14 protein-coding genes are annotated in these 16,852 nt (G+C 63.2%); 5 read left to right on the top strand and 9 right to left on the bottom strand.

The features are described from left to right. Positions 1 to 65: 65 nt before the first annotated feature. The 6 genes from oxlT (ACQR1L_RS32060) to ACQR1L_RS32085 all read right to left on the bottom strand — a co-directional run bounded on the left by oxlT (ACQR1L_RS32060) (position 66) and on the right by ACQR1L_RS32085 (position 6,723). The gene (oxlT, locus tag ACQR1L_RS32060; protein WP_434861909.1) at positions 66 to 1,382 is read right to left on the bottom strand and encodes an oxalate/formate MFS antiporter; all 1,317 of its coding nucleotides are present in this window, start codon (positions 1,380 to 1,382) and stop codon (positions 66 to 68) included. A gap of 247 nt (positions 1,383 to 1,629) precedes the next feature. After that, positions 1,630 to 2,916 carry an oxalate/formate MFS antiporter gene (gene oxlT / locus ACQR1L_RS32065; protein WP_434861910.1) on the bottom strand — a complete coding sequence of 429 codons (1,287 nt, stop codon included), beginning with the start codon at positions 2,914 to 2,916 and terminating at the stop codon, positions 1,630 to 1,632. 208 nt (positions 2,917 to 3,124) lie between these two features. Then, a complete protein-coding gene (locus ACQR1L_RS32070) occupies positions 3,125 to 4,624 on the bottom strand; it encodes a tripartite tricarboxylate transporter permease (RefSeq protein WP_434861911.1) in 1,500 nt (499 codons plus the stop codon). Positions 4,625 to 4,666: 42 nt separating this feature from the next. Continuing rightward, positions 4,667 to 5,161, bottom strand: a complete 495-nt coding sequence (locus ACQR1L_RS32075; RefSeq protein ID WP_434861912.1) for a tripartite tricarboxylate transporter TctB family protein — start codon at positions 5,159 to 5,161, stop codon at positions 4,667 to 4,669. 9 nt (positions 5,162 to 5,170) lie between these two features. Next, positions 5,171 to 6,169 (bottom strand): Bug family tripartite tricarboxylate transporter substrate binding protein, encoded by a 999-nt coding sequence (locus ACQR1L_RS32080; RefSeq protein ID WP_434861913.1) that lies wholly within the window; start codon positions 6,167 to 6,169, stop codon positions 5,171 to 5,173. Positions 6,170 to 6,585: 416 nt separating this feature from the next. Further along, positions 6,586 to 6,723: a hypothetical protein gene (locus tag ACQR1L_RS32085; RefSeq protein ID WP_175345309.1), complete on the bottom strand. Its 138-nt coding sequence runs from the start codon at positions 6,721 to 6,723 to the stop codon at positions 6,586 to 6,588. Positions 6,724 to 7,468: 745 nt separating this feature from the next. Between ACQR1L_RS32085 and ACQR1L_RS32090 the strand changes: the two genes are divergently transcribed. The 4 genes from ACQR1L_RS32090 (at position 7,469) to ACQR1L_RS32105 (ending at position 10,421) form a co-directional block, all read left to right on the top strand. Then, on the top strand, positions 7,469 to 8,038 hold the full coding sequence (locus ACQR1L_RS32090) for a hypothetical protein (RefSeq protein WP_434861914.1): 570 nt from the start codon (positions 7,469 to 7,471) through the stop codon (positions 8,036 to 8,038). A 111-nt stretch (positions 8,039 to 8,149) separates the two neighbouring features. Then, positions 8,150 to 8,899, top strand: a complete 750-nt coding sequence (locus ACQR1L_RS32095) for a hypothetical protein (protein ID WP_434861915.1) — start codon at positions 8,150 to 8,152, stop codon at positions 8,897 to 8,899. A 113-nt stretch (positions 8,900 to 9,012) separates the two neighbouring features. Beyond that, a complete protein-coding gene (locus tag ACQR1L_RS32100; protein ID WP_434861916.1) occupies positions 9,013 to 10,164 on the top strand; it encodes a hypothetical protein in 1,152 nt (383 codons plus the stop codon). Continuing rightward, complete coding sequence (locus ACQR1L_RS32105; protein ID WP_434861917.1) at positions 10,161 to 10,421, top strand: hypothetical protein; 261 nt, start codon at positions 10,161 to 10,163, stop codon at positions 10,419 to 10,421. Before ACQR1L_RS32100 ends, ACQR1L_RS32105 begins: the two co-directional genes overlap by 4 nt. A gap of 168 nt (positions 10,422 to 10,589) precedes the next feature. Here ACQR1L_RS32105 and frc read toward each other — a convergent pair whose 3' ends face one another. Genes frc through ACQR1L_RS32120 form a run of 3 tightly spaced genes read right to left on the bottom strand, consistent with a single transcriptional unit; the run spans position 10,590 to position 14,443 of the window. After that, positions 10,590 to 11,867, bottom strand: a complete 1,278-nt coding sequence (gene frc / locus ACQR1L_RS32110; protein WP_011927755.1) for a formyl-CoA transferase — start codon at positions 11,865 to 11,867, stop codon at positions 10,590 to 10,592. A gap of 60 nt (positions 11,868 to 11,927) precedes the next feature. Next, positions 11,928 to 13,658, bottom strand: a complete 1,731-nt coding sequence (oxc, locus tag ACQR1L_RS32115; protein WP_434861918.1) for an oxalyl-CoA decarboxylase — start codon at positions 13,656 to 13,658, stop codon at positions 11,928 to 11,930. A 53-nt stretch (positions 13,659 to 13,711) separates the two neighbouring features. Further along, positions 13,712 to 14,443 carry a GntR family transcriptional regulator gene (locus ACQR1L_RS32120; protein ID WP_006610670.1) on the bottom strand — a complete coding sequence of 244 codons (732 nt, stop codon included), beginning with the start codon at positions 14,441 to 14,443 and terminating at the stop codon, positions 13,712 to 13,714. A gap of 190 nt (positions 14,444 to 14,633) precedes the next feature. Between ACQR1L_RS32120 and ACQR1L_RS32125 the strand changes: the two genes are divergently transcribed. Next, positions 14,634 to 16,775 (top strand): acetate--CoA ligase family protein, encoded by a 2,142-nt coding sequence (locus ACQR1L_RS32125; RefSeq protein WP_434861919.1) that lies wholly within the window; start codon positions 14,634 to 14,636, stop codon positions 16,773 to 16,775. Positions 16,776 to 16,852: the final 77 nt, after the last annotated feature.

Below are 16,852 nucleotides of genomic sequence, written 5' to 3' on the forward strand. Positions count from 1 at the left end.
TGTAAACAAAAGAGGCGCACCGGGATGCGCCTCGAAGTCACGGGAAGAACAGAAGAGAGGTCAGGTCAGGCGGTGCGGACGTCCTGCCGCGCGGGTTCGGTGACGGCGGGGTCCTTGCCGAGAATGAAGGCGCGGCGCAGCGGCTTGATGACGAACAGCGCGAGCAGCGCCGCGGTCGCGTTGAGGCCGACGCCGATCACGAACACCGCCTGCCAGCCATACTTGGCCGAGACGAGGCTCGCGAGCGGCACGAGCAGCGACGCGGTGCCCTTCGCGGTGTAGAGCATGCCGTTGTTGGTCGCGGCATATTTGCTGCCAAAGGTGTCGCCCGACGTGGCCGGGAACAGGCTGTAGATCTCGCCGAACACGCCGAAATAGACGGCGGTGGCGAGCACGAACACGATCGGATTGTGCCCGTAGGTCGACAGCGTCAGCAGCATCACCGCGGCCGTGCCGAAGGCGATGAACATGGTGTGCTCGCGGCCGATCGTATCCGAGATCCAGCCGAACACCGGCCGGCCGAAGCCGTCGAAGATGCGGTCGAGCGAGATCGCGAACGTCAGCGCCGCCATCTGGAAGCCGGCGAGCGTGACCGGCTCGTTGGCGATCTTGAAATCATGCGCGATTGGGGCGATCTGGGCCGCGGTCATCAGACCGCCGGAAGCGACCATCACGAACACCAGGTACATGATCCAGAAGATCGGCGTGCGCAGCACCTGCGGCGGCGTGTAGTCGATCTTGCTCTGCGGCAGGTTGAGCTGCTTCTTGCGGGCGGGCGCCGCGTGGGTCGGCGGCCGCAGGAAGATGGCGAGCACGAACACGATCAGGCCCTGGCCGATGCCGAAGGTGAAGAACGCGGACTGATAGCCGCTCGAGGCGATCATGCTGGCGATCGGCACGACCGTCAGCGCCGCACCCGCGCCGAAGCCGGCGGCGGTGGCGCCGGCGGCAAGGCCGCGACGATCGGGAAACCATTTCAGCGCGTTGCCGACGCAGGTGCCGTAGACAGCGCCCGCACCGATGCCGCCGACGACGGCGCCGGCATAGAGCAGAGTGAGCGAGTCGGCATAGGAGTTGAGCACCCAGGCCAGCGCGATCATCACGCCGCCGAACATGATGACGATGCGTGGACCATATTTGTCGACGAACCAGGCCTCGACCGGCACCAGCCAGGTCTCGGTCACGACGAAGATCGTGAAGGCAAGCTGGATCGCGGTGCGGCCCCAGTGATACTTCGCATCGATCGGATCGACGAACAGCGTCCAGCCGTACTGGAGGTTGGCGATCATCGCCATGCAGACGATGCCCATCGCGAGCTGCAGCCAGCGGAAGCCGCTGGACTGGGCCTGGACGGGCGGTGATGCCTCTGTGCTGGAAACCATGGATCCTCCCAAGATCACGCTGTGTCCGGCGATTTGTTGCAGCCGGTACCGCTGTCGCATGTATGCCTGGGAATTCTGGTATAATATATTCCAGTCGGCAATATGGCTCGTGGCGTTGCGATGACGATGCTGCGCTGCAATCGATGGCAGCGCGACGTCCAAGCAAAAGAAAACGCTCGGCTATTCGCCGAGCGTCTCTTGCGTGGAATCATTCTATTTTATTTTCGCTGCAGCGCGAGATGATGCCTCAGAGCATCGATTTCTCGACAACCACCTTGCGCCAGGGCTTCAGCACCGCAATCGACAGGATCGAGGCGAGGATGTTGGCGCCGGCGGCGATCATGAACACCGTGTCCCAGTTGCCTGACGACTGCTGCATGTAGTTGGCGATTGGCACCAGCAGTGCCGCGGTGCCCTTTGCAGTGTAGAGCAGGCCGGCATTGGTGGTCGCGAACTTGGTGCCGAACGTGTCGGTGCAGGTCGACGGGAACAGCGAGTAGATCTCACCCCAGGCGAAGAACACAAAGCCGGAGAGGATCACGAACCACACGGGATCATGGCCCAGCATGTAGAGCGCCCAGATGCCGATGCCTTCCATGCCGAAGGCGATGAACATCGTGTTCTCGCGGCCGATATTGTCGGAGATCCAGCCGAAGAACGGACGCGTCAGGCCGTTGAGCACGCGGTCGATGGTGGCCGCGAAGGTCACCGCGGTCATGGTCATGCCGATCAAGGTCACCGGGATGTTGTCGACCTTCCAGTCGCCGGCGATCGGCTTCAAGTTGGCGGTGACCATCAGGCCGCCGGCGCCGACGATCACGAACATGAAGTACATCAGCCAGAAGATCGGTTGGCGGATCACCTCCGTTGGATTGTAGTTGCGGCGGCTCTGCACCAGGTTGGCGTTCTGCGTGACCGCGGGAACCTGGCCTTCCTTCGGTGCGAACAGGAAGAAGGCGAGGATGACGATGATGATGCCTTGTCCGAGACCGAAATACAGGAAGGTGGTCTGGAAGCCGGAGTCGCGGATCATGGCCTGGATCGGGGCGACGGTCAGCGCCGAGCCCGCGCCGAAACCGGCCGCGGTGATGCCGGCCGCGAGGCCGCGCTTGTCTGGGAACCACTTCAGCGCGTTGCCGACGCAGGTGCCGTAGACGCCGCCGGCGCCGATGCCCGCGATGATCATGCCGAGATAATAGCCGTTCAGCGTGGTGGCGTAGGAGTTGATCATCCAGCCGATGGCGCAAAGGATGCCGCCGACGAGGACGACGATGCGCGGGCCGTATTTGTCGACGAACCAGCCCTCGACCGGCACCAGCCAGGTCTCGAACAGCACGAACAGCGTGAAGGCCCACTGGATCGACGCGCGATCCCAGCCGAAGGTCTTTGCAATATCGGGAACGAAGAAGGTCCAGCCGTACTGGTAGTTGGCGATCATCACCATCGCCAAGACGCCGACGACGAGCTGTGTCCAGCGATAGGCGTCACTTACTCTTGCAGATGCGGGGGCCCCCGCGTGAGCCAAGTCCGTCATGTTTCCTCCAGGCTGTCTATTTTTGTCCTAACAGCTATGCGGAGTTTGGTATAACATATGCCAATAGACAAGCGGATTTCCGCGGAGCTTCGGCTGTTGCGTTGCGAAGCCGGCCGAAAAAGACCAGAGATAGCAAGGCAAATCGCTGCAGCGACAATACGACGCGGCAGGGGAAAATTGTAGATCAACTATCGGATTAACGTCCGGTTTAAGCGGTTGCCGCGCGCAACCGGCTCCATCCGCCCTGGATCGCGGACCAGAACAGCGCGATCAGCCCGAGCACCATGATGGTGCCGACCAGCCCGTTCGAGAAGAACACGGCCAGGGATCCCTGGGATCCCAGAAGCGATTGGCGGAAGGCTTCCTCGGCCTTGTCGCCGAGCACGATCGCGAGCACGAGCGGCGCGAGCGGATAGCCGCACTTCTTGAACAGGTAGCCGAGCACGCCGAACACCAGCATCAGCACGACATCGAACGTGCTGCTATGCACCGAATAGGCGCCGATCGCGCAGAGCACCAGGATGAGGGGGGCGATGATGCTGAAGGGAATGCGCAGGATGGCCGCGAAGATCGGCACGCAGGTCAGCACGACCAGCAGGCCGGCGAGGTTGCCGAGATACATCGAGGCGATCAGGCCCCAGACGAATTCCTTCTGCTCGACGAACAGCATCGGGCCGGGCTGCAGACCCCAGATCAAGAGGCCGCCGAGCAGCACAGCCGCGGTCGGCGAACCGGGAACTCCGAGCGAGAGCATCGGCAGCAATGCTGCGGTGCCCGCGGCGTGGGCCGCGGTTTCCGGCGCGACGACGCCCTCGATCTCGCCATGGCCGAAAGCCTTGCCGCGCTTGGAGAGCCGCTTGGCGATGCCGTAGCTCATGAACGACGCGGGCGTGGCGCCGGCCGGCGTGATGCCCATCCAGCAGCCGATCAGGCAGGAGCGCAGCGAGGTCAGCCAATAGGCCGGCATCTCCTTCCAGGTGTGCAGCACGACCCGCAGATTGATCTTGGCGTTGCCGCCGCGGAAGCTGAGACCTTCCTCCATGGTCAGCAGGATCTCGCCGATGCCGAACAGACCGATCACGGCGATGAGAAAGTCGAAGCCGTTGAGCAGCTCGGTGATGCCGAAGGTCAGCCGGAGCTGGCCGGTGATGGAATCGAGCCCGACGGCCGCCAGCGCAAAGCCGATCATCATCGCCGCGATGGTCTTGAACGGCGGCTCCTTGCTGAGGCCCACGAAGCTGCAGAAGGCGAGGAAGTAGACGGCGAACTTTTCGGCCGGGCCGAATTGCAGCGCGAAGCTCGCCACCAGCGGCGCGACCAGCGTGATCATCAGCACCGCGAACAGCGCGCCGACGAAGGACGAGGTGAAGGCGGCCGTCAGCGCCTCGCCGGCCTTGCCCTGCTGCGCCATCGGGTAGCCGTCGAAGGTGGTCGCCACCGACCATGGCTCGCCGGGGATGTTGAATAGAATGGATGTGATGGCGCCGCCGAACAATGCGCCCCAATAGATGCAGGACAGCATGATGATCGCCGAGGTCGGCGGCATGCTGAAGGTGAGCGGCAGCAGGATCGCGACGCCGTTGGCGCCGCCGAGCCCCGGCAGCACGCCGATGATCACGCCCAGCACGATGCCGAGGATCATCACCATGATGTTGAAGGGCTGCAGCGCAACGGCGAAGCCGTGAAACAGATTGGCGAGTTCTTCCATGCCGGCCTAGTCCTGCAACCCGTGAGCCGATGATTGTTGTTGTTAGAGCCCGAGCCATTCCTCGACCGGTCCCTTCGGCAAGGGGACCATGAACCAGCGCTCGAAGATCAGATAGGTGACCACGGGCATCCCGATCGCCACCGCCGCGACCGTGAGCCAGCCATATTTGCCGAGCCAGCGCATGAACCAGGCGATGAAGATCATGGAGGCGAGATAGAGACCGGTGAAGGGCAGGGCGCCGACATAGATCGCGGTCGGCACCACCACGCTCATGACCTGGCGAAGCTGCGTCCATTCGGCGAACAGCCCGCCATCATCCTCGCGCAGCGTGTTGCGGACATTCATCGCGCTCGACACGACGATGAACAGGCCGACATAGAACGGGAAGAAGCCGGCGCGCGGCCCTTCCGCACCCCAATTGATTCCCGCCTTCACGCTGCCGATGATCACGACGACGCCGAACAGCGCGATGGCGAGCGTGACGCCGAGCTCGACCGCCTTGTGGCTCGGGCCGGCGGATCGTCCCTGACTGCTCATGCGCGCCGCTCAGTTCGAGGCCAGGAAGCCGGCGTCCTTCATCAGGGTCTCGTGCCGCTTCTCCTCGGTCTCGACCCATTTGGCGTAGTCGGCGCCGGTCATGAAGGTGGTGTTGAAGGCGCCGGTCTTCATGAACTCCTGCCAGTCCGGCGTCTCCCGCACCTTCTTGAACAGCTCGACATAATACTCGACCTGGTCCTTGGTGGCGCGCGGCGACATGAAGATGCCGCGCAGCATCAGATACTCGATGTCGAGGCCCTGCGACTTGCAGGTCGGAATGTCCTTCCAGGCCTTGCCGTCGGTGATTGGCTCCTCGTAGCTCATCGGCTTGGCGTCGAACACGCAGAGCGGCCGGACCTTGCCGCCGCGCCATTGCGCCACCGCCTCGATCGGATTGTTCACGGTGGAGTCGACGTGATTGCCGACGAGCTGCACCGCGACCTCGCCGCCGCCCTTGTAGGGGATGTAGGTGAACTTCGCACCGGTCGCCTTCTCCATGGCCACCGTGATGATCTGGTCTTCCTGCTTCGAGCCGGTGCCGCCCATCTTCAAGGTGCCGCCGGCCTGCTTGACCGCGTCGATGTAGTCCTTGGCCGTCGCATAGGGCTTGTCGGCATTGACCCAGAGCACGAACTCGTCGAGCGCGAGCATCGCGACCGGGGTGAGATCCTTCCAGCTGAAGGGGATGCCGGTGGCGAGCGGCGTCGTGAACAGGTTCGACAGCGTGATGATGATCTTGTGCGGGTTGCCGGCCGAGGCCTTGACGTCGAGGAAGCCTTCGCCGCCGGCGCCGCCGGACTTGTTGATCACCACCAGTGGCTGCTTCATCAGATTGTGCTTGGTGACGATGCCCTGGATCGTCCGCGCCATTTGGTCGGCGCCGCCGCCGGTGCCGGCGGGAACGATGAACTCGACCGGCCGGACCGGCTCCCATCCCGCGACCGCCGCAATGTTGCCGGCGACCAAGGCCACGCCAGCCGCGCAGGCCACGCGCACAAAACGCTTCATCGACGCTGTCTCCCCTTCATTGCCTGGACCTCGTCGGCTTCTTCCGGCCGCTGCGTCCGATCGTGCCACTTACGCTGTGATGATTCTGGTGATGATCCTGGTCCGTCTCGTTGTGTCGTCTTCAGCGATCGCTCGCTTCGAGGTCGTCGCGAGGCATACAATTCTCGTCCGGGCGCTGCGCATCCCATGGTTGCGTGGGCGGGCAGAGACGCGCAAGAGAAAGCTTACCAATCGTAAATCGACCGATTTGATTTTGGTATGAGAAGGTGACCGGCCGCAATTGATGAGATGGGCTGGGATGCCTGCGGAGCCAATTTGTCGCAGTCGGCGGGCGGGTCCTGAACAGCAAAAAGCCCCGGGAACCGGGGCTTTTGACGGGGCAGTGCTCGGAGTCGGCGCGGCGGGCGCCGGCCGGCTCAGAGGCCGAAATAGGGCAGGTCGCCGTTACGGTTGGCGGCGCGAGCGCTGACCATCAGCACGCGATCGAGAGCGGCGAGGAAGCGGCCGAACAGGGACACGGGCTGAACGAGGGGGAGGGCGACGGTCTTGGCCATGGTTTGTCTCCTTCAGTGAGGCGGTAGGACGTTCTGACTGAGGAGAATTTACGTATACCAGATGCCAGGGACAATGGCGGATATTGCATAGCGGCATGAAGTTTTTGCGCTGCGGTAGCTATGTCACAATTTGGATTTCTTATTGAAGCCGGCGTTCTCATATGGAAAGTGCCGCCCAACCGGGGGCCTGGAACCGGTGCGCGCCAGGAATCGAACCGCGCCCGGCCAGAACCCTGGCCGCGCGCAGCCTGTCGCGACATTCGTCGGATGCCGTCACATGATCGATCGGCGCATCAGGCCAGCCCGGCCGACACAGATTCGGTGCACTTAACTCGGTGATCCCGGGGGCGGTGATCCCGGGCGTCGCCGATGGCGCGGCACGCCCTATGCTCCTGTTTCGAGGCGAAGGAGTTCTGTGCACTGTCACCGTATCCGATCGGCGGACCAATGCATCGCGTGGTGGGCGGGATCTTCGGCAGGGAGGCCGTCTGACCGCGGAGGATAAGACCCCCCAGGGCGATCTCGTTGGGCGACGGCTCCAACGATCTGGCACATTGATCATGCAAACCCGGGCTGTCATCGTCCGCGAAAGCGGACGCTCCAGTACGCCGTGACGTCTCGGGCCAATCTCTTGTGCCGCGGAGTACTGGATGCACCGCTTTCGCGGAGCATGACAACAGTTGAGACGGCGAGCGCTCACCCCGGAGTCCGTGCACCGCTGCATTCGCGAAAGTTGGAGCCGGATATGGACGCCGCGAAAAGACAGCTCATTTGGGACCTCTCGCAAGGAGTTGTTTCGGAGGACGCCTTCATCGCGCGATTCGGTGCCGATCCTCGGACGGCGCCTGAACGAGTTGCCTCCGAGCTCGAGCAGAGTTTCGCCGAGAGATCGGCGGATGATCTGAGAAGTGCATTGACCCTTGCATTTCGCTTTGGCCTCTCACGGCAATGGGCTCCGCTGCTCTGCAAGCTCATGGAAGTAGACTGGCACGACAGTCATGAAGACATTGCTCAAGCCCTCCAGGATCTGAGCATGCCGTCCACGATCGACTGCCTCTACCGCACCGCGCTGCGCAAGCATGACTATCTCGCCTACAACAACAACGAGTCCTTGGCGATCAAGTGCATCTGGGCGCTCCACGATATCGGAACATCCGAGGCGATCGAGAAGCTGCAACTGCTGTCGCAATCTGATTTGTCCGCGTCTGTTCGCGACAGGGCTCTCAAGCGAATATCGGAGCTTGCGGCAAGACGTCCCGACGACCCCAAGCCAGCCTATCGTCGCGCAAGAGACGGAAGGGTGCGGCCCGACTGAGATTTTGCCGTCAGGTGCAACCGGTTGCCAGCTCGATGCGCAATGAAGTCCACGTAGTGATCTCGTTAGCGAATAATCGATATCGGCGAGAGTTCAGGGAGCGACCGTTAGATGCGCAGCAGTGGGACTCTGTTGAAGCGATATCTGGCGGGTGAGTTCGATCAGGTCTGGCGAGAGATCCGGGCCTATCCGCGCATCGATGGTGAGTTTCGCGACGAAGTGATGGAGGTCGCCGATGCGACCATGCGACGGGTCGCGCAAAACGCCGACCTTGTCGCCTCCCGCTTGCAAGCTATTGGCTGGCAGGCCCTCTCATCCGAATATCAGGGTCTTCGAACACCTCCGACACGGACGGATGAGGCCGTTTTCGCTCGTATCGTCGAGATCTCCGGAGCACAGATCCCGCCGACGCTGTTGGCATTCTGGCGCGTCGTGGGTGGGATCAACTGGGTATGGGACTACAACTCCAAGGATCATCCACCGGATCTTGGGTTCGATTTGCCGTCTGAGGAACACGATGCCCTGTGCGTAGATGCGCCCTCTTTGGTGACCGATCTGTTCGACGAGTGGATCTATCAGAAGGCAAGCATCGGTCCGGATGCTGAGCATCAGCTGCAAATCCACTTGGCGCCCGACTATCTTCACAAGGCAAACATCAGCGGAGGCAGCCCGTATTGCATCGTGGTGCCATTCTTCGGTGCCGACCCTCTGTTCTCTGACGAGCGGCATGGGTTGCCGTTTCTCGACTATCTGCGTTTGGCATTCCGCTGGGCCGGCTTTCCCGGACTCGACCGACATGCAGCGCGCGGCGATGTGCAGGATTTCGTCGCCAGCTTCGGAAAAGATCTCATTCCCTTCTGAACCCGTTTCAGGCCGCGCAACGACCAATGGGCGTCTGGGTATGTCCGCGGCACGGCGAGGCAGTTGCGTCGTCAGTGTGCATGGATTGGTTTCCTGCAGGACGGAGTTGTGTCGTGCGTGTTTTGTTTTTTCTGGTTGTCCTTGCCGCGACGTCGCCAGCGCTGGGCAGGTACATTGCCGTGGAAGTAGAGCAGGTCCCGGTCGCCAGGCTGATTGAAAACCTGAAGAAGATCGCCACGGACAATCCTTCCAGCGTCGAGGCATGGCTGAACCTCGGTCGCGCGCATGGCATGGCCTACGCCCAGAAGGCCGACCCGTTGACGGTGCCGAAGGCCTACCATGGCATGGCGCCGCCGATTGTTCCTTTTGGCGTGGTCACGTCTGCCGCGGGTCCCGCTTTGGGGGCAGCCTCCTGGGTGCATCTGCAAGCCGCGTTGACAGCGTACAAGCACGCGCTCGAGCTGGACAAGGACAACCTCGTCATCCAGCTCGGTATCGCCTGGCTGACCGAGCAGGCCGGCAATAGGGACGATGCGGTGAAGCAGTATCGAAGGATAGCAGCGGCGGCTTGGGAAAAGGAAAAAAGCCTGACGTGGCTTGGTCTCGGCGGGCAGACGTTGACCGGCGAGGTCGTCTCCTACCTCATCCCACTTCTCAGCGCAGTGTGGGACAAGCGCGAGATCGAAACCTTGAAGGAACGCGTCGCGACCTTGGGTAAGCTGCCCTACGTCGTCACCCCGATCGTGGTGCCGTTGGCCGATGGGCTCGCTCCCGCCGACCTCGAAGCACCTGAGGCGCAAGTGACATTCGACGTCGACGGCAGCGGGCTCGGTCGCGAATGGAGCTGGATTTCGCCCAAGGCGGCCTGGCTGGTGAGCGACTCTATGCGGGATGGCAAGATCACCAGCGGCCGGCAATTGTTCGGCAGCGTGACGTTCTGGATGTTCTGGAGCAACGGATACGCGCCGTTGGCCGCGCTCGATGACAACCGCGACGGCGTGTTGAGCGGCGACGAACTGGCCGGCCTCGCGCTCTGGCACGATGCCAACGGGAATGGTGTCGCAGACCCGGGCGAGGTCAAACCAGTCTCGGCCTACGGGATCGTTGCTCTGTCCTGTAAGTGGCAGACGCTCGACGGCAACGCCGACAAGATCGCCTTCAGTCCGGACGGCGTCGTGTTCCAGGATGGAAAGACCCGCCCGAGCTTTGATCTGGTCTTGAAGTCGAAACCGCCGGCCTCAAGGCTGTGGGAGACACGCGGATGAAAGTGGTGAAGACGCTCGAGCCTGTCCAGACGATGTCCGCTGAAGGTAACTCGAAGCAGCGTCGTATCGCCATCCTTCAACGGGATGACCGATATTTTACGTTCGCCGAAGAGTATTATTTCAAATCGGAATATGAGGGAGAACTCATTTCTGAGGGCTGGGCTCAACTTCCGAGTGAAGGCATTTTTGAAACCATGGAGTTGGCTGAGGAGGCGGGTCAGACGGCCTTCCGGAAGCGACACAACGTCCAGCCCTGATCATGGCTTTGAACTGCAAGGTCTCCTGCGATGCGACAGCCCGGGGGGGAGCACATTGGTCGTCCGAAAAGGGAAAACTAACAAGCCGCCGGACGACGCCGGCGGCTTGATCTCGGTTGGGGACTGTTCGGGCGGCGATAGCCGCGCATCTCGTCTCTGACGCGCTGCTTACTCCGCCGCTTCCTTGCGCGGCGGATCTAGTGCGCCGGAGTCGTGGATTTCCGCGACCTGGTGGTCGCTGAAGCCGAGGACCTGGCGGAGGATCTCGTCGGTGTGCTCGCCGAGCAGGGGAGAGCGGGTGACGTCGGCCGGGCTGTCCGACAGCTTGATCGGGTTGCCGACCGAGAGGTACTTGCCGCGGGTCGGGTGGTCGACCTCGACCAGGGTGCCAGTCTTGCGCAGCGACTCGTCCTCGGCGATCTCCTTCATCGACAGGATCGGGCCGCAGGGGATGTCGAACTCGTTCAGGATGTCCATGGCCTCGAACTTGGTCTTGGTCATGGTCCACTGCTCGATGCGGCCGAAGATCTCGTTCAGGCGCGGCAGGCGGGCGGCGGGCTTGGCGTAGTTCGGGTCGGTCTTCCAGGTCGGCTCGCCGATGACGTCGCAGATCTTCTCCCAGACCGGGGCCTGGGTGATGAAGTAGATGTAGGCGTTCGGATCGGTCTCCCAGCCCTTGCACTTCAGGATGCGGCCGGGCTGGCCGCCGCCGGAATCGTTACCGGCGCGCGGCACGGCGTCGCCGAACGGCACGCCCTCGCCGAACTGGCTGTATTCCTTCAGCGGACCGTGATCGAGGCGCTGCTGGTCGCGCAGCTTGACGCGGCAGAGGTTGAGCACGCCGTCCTGCATCGCGGCGGTGACGCGCTGGCCGCGGCCCGTGTGGGTGCGCTGATAGAGCGCGGTGACGATGCCGAGGGCCAGATGCAGGCCGGTGCCGGAATCGCCGATCTGCGCGCCGGTGACCAGCGGCAGGCCGTCACGGAAGCCGGTGGTCGAGGCCGCGCCGCCGGTGCACTGCGCGACGTTCTCGTAGACCTTGCAGTCCTCGTAGGGGCCGGGGCCAAAGCCCTTGATCGAGGCGACGATCATCTTCGGGTTGATCGCCTGGATCTTCTCCCAGGGGAAGCCCATGCGATCGAGCACGCCGGGGCCGAAATTCTCGACCAGCACGTCGCACTTCTTGATCAGCTCGGTCAGAACCTCCTTGCCCTTCGGGTTCTTGGTGTCGAGCGTGATCGACCGCTTGTTGTGGTTCAGCATCGTGAAATAGAGGCTGTCCACGTTCGGAATGTCCTGCAGCTGGCCGCGGGTGATGTCACCCACGCCCGGACGCTCGACCTTGATCACGTCGGCGCCGAACCAGGCCAGCAGCTGCGTGCAGGTCGGTCCGGACTGGACGTGGGTGAAGTCGAGAATGCGAACGCCCTCGAGCGCCTTGGTCATGTTGTTCCTCTCCGTATCGAATGGTCATCCCGCATCGGCGGGCAGGTGATGTGGGTGGCCTTACTTCTTCTTGGTCAGCACGCTCTGCGGATTGAGGTTGCCGATGCGGCCGCTCTCCGAACCCGCAGCGGGATCGATCACGGCGTTGATCAGGGTCGGCTTGCCGGAATCCATCGCCTCATTGACGGCGCGCTTCAGCTCGTCCGGCGAGGTCGCGTTGACGCCGACGCCGCCGAAGGCCTCCATCATCTTGTCGTAGCGCGCGCCCTTGACGAACACGGTGGTCGCCGGATCTGACCCCGCGGAGTTCTGGTCGGTGCCGCGATAGATGCCGTCATTGTTGAAGATGACGACGCAGATCGGCAGATTGTAGCGGCAGATGGTCTCGACTTCCATGCCGGAGAAGCCGAAGGCCGAGTCGCCCTCGATCGCCAGCACCGGCTTACCGGTCTCGACGGCGGCGGCGATCGCCGAGCCCATGCCGATGCCCATGACGCCCCAGGTGCCGACGTCGAGCCGCTTGCGCGGCTGATACATGTCGATCACGCCGCGGGCGAGGTCGAGCGTGTTGGCGCCCTCGTTGACCAGGATCGCGTCGGGACGCTCCTTGATGATGGTGCGGAGTACGCCGAGCGCGCCGTGATAGTCCATCGGCGAGTTGTTGTTCATCAGCCGCGGCGCCATCTTGGCGACGTTGTCCTCGCGCTTCTTCTGCACCGCGCTGAGCCATTCGGCCGGCGCCTTAGGCCAGCTGCTGCCCATCGCGTCGGAGAAGGCGGTGACGACCGAGCCGATGTCGCCGACCACGGGGGCCGCGATCTCGACGTTGGAGTCCATCTCCTTCGGCTCGATGTCGACCTGGATGAACTTCTTCGGCGCATCGCCCCAGCTCTTGCCCTTGCCGTGCGACAGCAGCCAGTTGAGGCGGGCGCCGATCAGCATGACGACGTCGGAATCCTTCAGCACTGTCGAGCGCGCCGCGCCCGCGCATTGCGGATGCAGGTCGGGCAGCAGGCCCTTGGCCATGCTCATCGGCAGGAACGGCACGCCGCTCTTCTCGACGAAATTCTTGATGGCCTCGTCGGCCTGCGCGTAGGCCGCGCCCTTGCCGAGGATGATCAGCGGACGCTTGGCGCTCTTCAGAACGTCCAGCGCGCGCTTGACGGAGTCGGGGGAGGGGATCTGCGCCGGCGCCGGATCGATCACCTTCACCAGCGAAGCGCTGCCTGCCTGCGCGTTCATCACCTGGCCGAACAGTTTGGCCGGCAGATCGAGATAGACGCCGCCGGGACGGCCCGAGACGGCGGCGCGGATCGCGCGGGCGAAGCCGATGCCGATATCCTGGGCGTGCAGCACGCGGAAGGCCGCCTTGCACAGCGGCTTGGCGATCGCGAGCTGATCCATCTCCTCATAGTCGCCCTGCTGCAGGTCGACGATCTCGCGCTCCGAGGAGCCCGAGACCAGGATCATCGGGAAGCAGTTGGTGGTCGCATGCGCCAGAGCCGTGAGGCCGTTGAGGAAGCCGGGAGCCGAGACGGTGAGGCAGACGCCCGGCTTCTTGGTCAGGAAGCCGGCGATCGCGGCGGCATAGCCGGCGTTCTGCTCGTGGCGGAAGGAGAGCACGCGGATGCCTTCAGCCTGCGCCATGCGGCCGAGGTCAGTGATCGGAATCCCCGGAACGTTGTAGATCGTGTCGATCCCGTTCAGCTTCATCGCGTCGATGACGAGATGGAAGCCGTCCGTCAGCTCCTCGTGGGTGTCCGCCTCGGTCTTCATGGCTGTCTGCGGCATGCGCCTCTCCCTGGTCGTCTATGAAGGCGCATTCCGCGTCTTCTGTTTGAAACTCAGCTGAACAGTTCCTGGCCGTGCGTCTCGACGTAAGTCGCGAGGCCCAGCGTGTGATCACGGGCGCGCTTCTCGGCGAGCTCGGTGTTGCGTTCCTCCAGCGCCTCGATGATCGCGAGGTGCTCGGGCAGGGACGCCGCGATACGGTCGGTGCGGCCGATCGTGAGCTGGCGATAGCCGCGCACATGGAGCAGAATGTCGTTGGTCATGTCGACCAGCACCGGCGACTCCGACAGCGAGATCAGCGCCTGATGAAACGCGATGTTCGCCTTCGAATATTCCTCGATGTGCTCCTGCGGCGGGCGGTCCTTGCCGAAATCCTTGAAGTAGTCGCGCAGCGCCGTGATGTCCTTCTTGCGCGCGATCGTGGTGATGAGCCGCGCGGCCATGCTCTCCAGCGCCGCCCAGGCGCGGATCATGTCGACGATCTCGCTCTTGGTCCGGCGCACCACGACGATGCCCCGGCGCGGCACGGTTTTCACGAAGCCGTCCTGCTCGAGCATCGCGATCGCTTCGCGGATCGGCGTGCGGCTGACACCGAGGCGTTCGGAAAGCGCGCGCTCGTCGAGCATGACAGGCTCGGGCGAGGCGTAGATGTCCATCTTCAGAATCGCTTCTTTCAAGGCCTCATAGGCCTTATTCTTGAAGCTCGTCTCCGGGGCGATGCGAGCGATCGCGATGTCAGCCTCGGCCATGATGGGCAATGCCTTGTTCGTTTTCTCTGTCGACACGACCGATCTCCTCTCCTTGGGAGATCACTGTGTACAGCATTTTGCGTCCAATATTTTTGGCATACCAGATGCCAGACTGTCAAGATGACCGATTTTTCCGCGTTTCCACATCTTCGATGCGCTTGACAAAGTTTGCTTCTGGCATACCAAATGCCATAAACCACGAGCAATCCCCCAGGAGGAAGCCCCAATGTCTGACGCCATCCCGAACGCCAAGGCCACGATCCGAGACGTGCTCGATCGTGTGAAGGCGGATAAACGCACCAGCCTCACCGCGCCTGAAGGCAAGATCGTCTGCGACGCCTACGGCATTCCGGTGCCGAAGGAGGGGCTGGCGAAGTCGGCGGCCGAGGCAGCCAAGCTCGCGGGCGATATGGGTTTTCCGGTCGTGATGAAGATCGTCTCGCCGGACATTCTGCACAAGACCGAAGCGGGCGGCGTCATCGTCGGCGTGAAGACCGCCGATGACGCGCAGAAGGCCTACGACACCATTCTCGCGAATGCGAAGAAGTACAAGGCCGACGCCAAGATCGAAGGCATCCAGGTGCAGCAGATGCTGACCGGCGGTACCGAGGTGATCGTCGGCTCGATCACCGACGGCTCGTTCGGCAAGCTGGTGGCCTTCGGCCTCGGCGGCGTGCTGGTCGAGGTGCTGAAGGATGTGACATTCCGTCTCGCCCCCGCGACCAAGGACGACGCCCTGTCGATGCTCGACGGCATCCAGGCGCATGAGATGCTGAAGGGCGTGCGCGGTGGCGATGCCGTCAGCCGCGAGGCGCTGGCGGACGTCATCGTCAAGGTGTCGAAGCTGGTCAGCGATTTCCCTGAGATCGTCGAGCTCGACCTCAACCCGGTGTTCGCGACCAAGAACGGCGCCATTGCCGCCGACGTCCGCATCGTCGTCGATTTCGACTACAAGCCCCGTCCGGCGCCGCGCTCGAACGAGGAAATCGTCACCGCGATGAACCGCATCATGAAGCCCCAGGCGGTCGCCGTGATCGGCGCCTCCGCCGAGGACGGCAAGATCGGCAACTCCGTGATGAAGAACCTGATCAATGGCGGCTACAAGGGCCAGATCTATCCGATCCACCCGAAGGCCTCCGAGATTCTCGGCTACAAGGCGTATAAGAGCGTCAAGGACGTGCCGGGCGTGATCGACACCGCGGTGTTCGCGATCCCCGCCAAGTTCGTCGCCGGCGCGCTGACCGAATGCGGCGAGAAGCAGATCCCGGGCGCGGTGCTGATCCCCTCGGGCTTCGCCGAAGCCAACGAGCCGGAGCTGCAGGCCGAGATCGTCGAGATCGGCAAGAAGTACAATGTCCGCCTGATGGGGCCAAACATCTACGGCTTCTACTACACGCCGGCCAATCTGTGCGCGACCTTCTGCACCGCCTATGACGTCAAGGGCCACGCGGCGCTGTCGTCGCAGTCGGGCGGCATCGGCATGGCCATCATCGGCTTCTCGCGCTCGGCGAAGATGGGCGTGTCCGCGATCGTCGGCCTCGGCAACAAGTCCGATATCGACGAGGACGATCTGCTCGCCTTCTTCGAGCAGGATCCCAACACCAATTTGATCGCGCAGCACTGCGAGGACCTCAAGGACGGCCGCGCCTTCGCGGAAGCCGCCAAGCGCGTCTCCAAGAAGAAGCCGGTCATCGTGCTCAAGGCCGGCCGAACGTCGGCCGGCGCCAAGGCGGCCTCGTCGCACACCGGCGCGCTCGCCGGCAACGACAAGATCTATGAGGACGTGCTGAAGCAGTCCGGCGTCATTCGCGCCCGCTCGCTGCGCCAGCTGCTCGAGTTCGCCCGCGGCGTGCCGGTGCTGCCGACGCCGAAGGGTGAGAACGTCCTCATCATCACCGGCGCCGGCGGTTCGGGCGTGCTGCTGTCGGATGCCGTCGTCGACAACGGCCTGTCGCTGATGACGATGCCGCCGGATCTCGATGCCGCGTTCCGCAAGTTCATCCCGCCGTTCGGTGCCGCCGGCAACCCTGTCGACATCACCGGTGGCGAGCCGCCGATCACTTACGTGAACACGGTCAAGCTCGGCCTGTCGGATGAGCGCATCCATGCGCTGATCCTCGGCTACTGGCACACGATCGTGACCCCGCCGATGGTGTTCGCGCGCAACATGGTCGAGGTGAAGAAGGAGATGGAGGCCAAGGGCTTCGTCAAGCCGATGGTCGCCTCGCTCGCCGGCGACGTCGAGGTCGAGGAAGCCGCCGAATATCTCTACCAGAACGGCATCCCGGCCTACGCCTATTCGACCGAGCTGCCGGTCGAGGTGCTCGGCGCCAAGTACAAGTGGGCGCGCGGCGCGGGCCTGCTCTAAGTCATAGTGACGCGAATGCCGCTCCGGCCCTGGGCCGGGGCGGCACTTTATTTGATAGCGTGACGAAGCAAGATCCG

Origin of the sequence: Bradyrhizobium sp. HKCCYLR20261, assembly GCF_051168435.1 — a bacterium.
GTDB lineage: Bacteria > Pseudomonadota > Alphaproteobacteria > Rhizobiales > Xanthobacteraceae > Bradyrhizobium.

Excerpts from the sequence above, each read along its gene's own strand:
- oxlT (WP_434861910.1), bottom strand. The coding sequence starts at position 2,916 with ATGACGGACTTGGCTCACGCGGGGGCCCCCGCATCTGCAAGAGTAAGT.
- ACQR1L_RS32090 (WP_434861914.1), top strand. The coding sequence starts at position 7,469 with ATGGACGCCGCGAAAAGACAGCTCATTTGGGACCTCTCGCAAGGAGTT.
- oxlT (WP_434861909.1), bottom strand. The coding sequence starts at position 1,382 with ATGGTTTCCAGCACAGAGGCATCACCGCCCGTCCAGGCCCAGTCCAGC.
- ACQR1L_RS32070 (WP_434861911.1), bottom strand. The coding sequence starts at position 4,624 with ATGGAAGAACTCGCCAATCTGTTTCACGGCTTCGCCGTTGCGCTGCAG.
- ACQR1L_RS32080 (WP_434861913.1), bottom strand. The coding sequence starts at position 6,169 with ATGAAGCGTTTTGTGCGCGTGGCCTGCGCGGCTGGCGTGGCCTTGGTC.
- ACQR1L_RS32105 (WP_434861917.1), top strand. The coding sequence starts at position 10,161 with ATGAAAGTGGTGAAGACGCTCGAGCCTGTCCAGACGATGTCCGCTGAA.
- frc (WP_011927755.1), bottom strand. The coding sequence starts at position 11,867 with ATGACCAAGGCGCTCGAGGGCGTTCGCATTCTCGACTTCACCCACGTC.
- ACQR1L_RS32095 (WP_434861915.1), top strand. The coding sequence starts at position 8,150 with ATGCGCAGCAGTGGGACTCTGTTGAAGCGATATCTGGCGGGTGAGTTC.
- ACQR1L_RS32085 (WP_175345309.1), bottom strand. The coding sequence starts at position 6,723 with ATGGCCAAGACCGTCGCCCTCCCCCTCGTTCAGCCCGTGTCCCTGTTC.
- ACQR1L_RS32075 (WP_434861912.1), bottom strand. The coding sequence starts at position 5,161 with ATGAGCAGTCAGGGACGATCCGCCGGCCCGAGCCACAAGGCGGTCGAG.
- oxc (WP_434861918.1), bottom strand. The coding sequence starts at position 13,658 with ATGCCGCAGACAGCCATGAAGACCGAGGCGGACACCCACGAGGAGCTG.
- ACQR1L_RS32125 (WP_434861919.1), top strand. The coding sequence starts at position 14,634 with ATGTCTGACGCCATCCCGAACGCCAAGGCCACGATCCGAGACGTGCTC.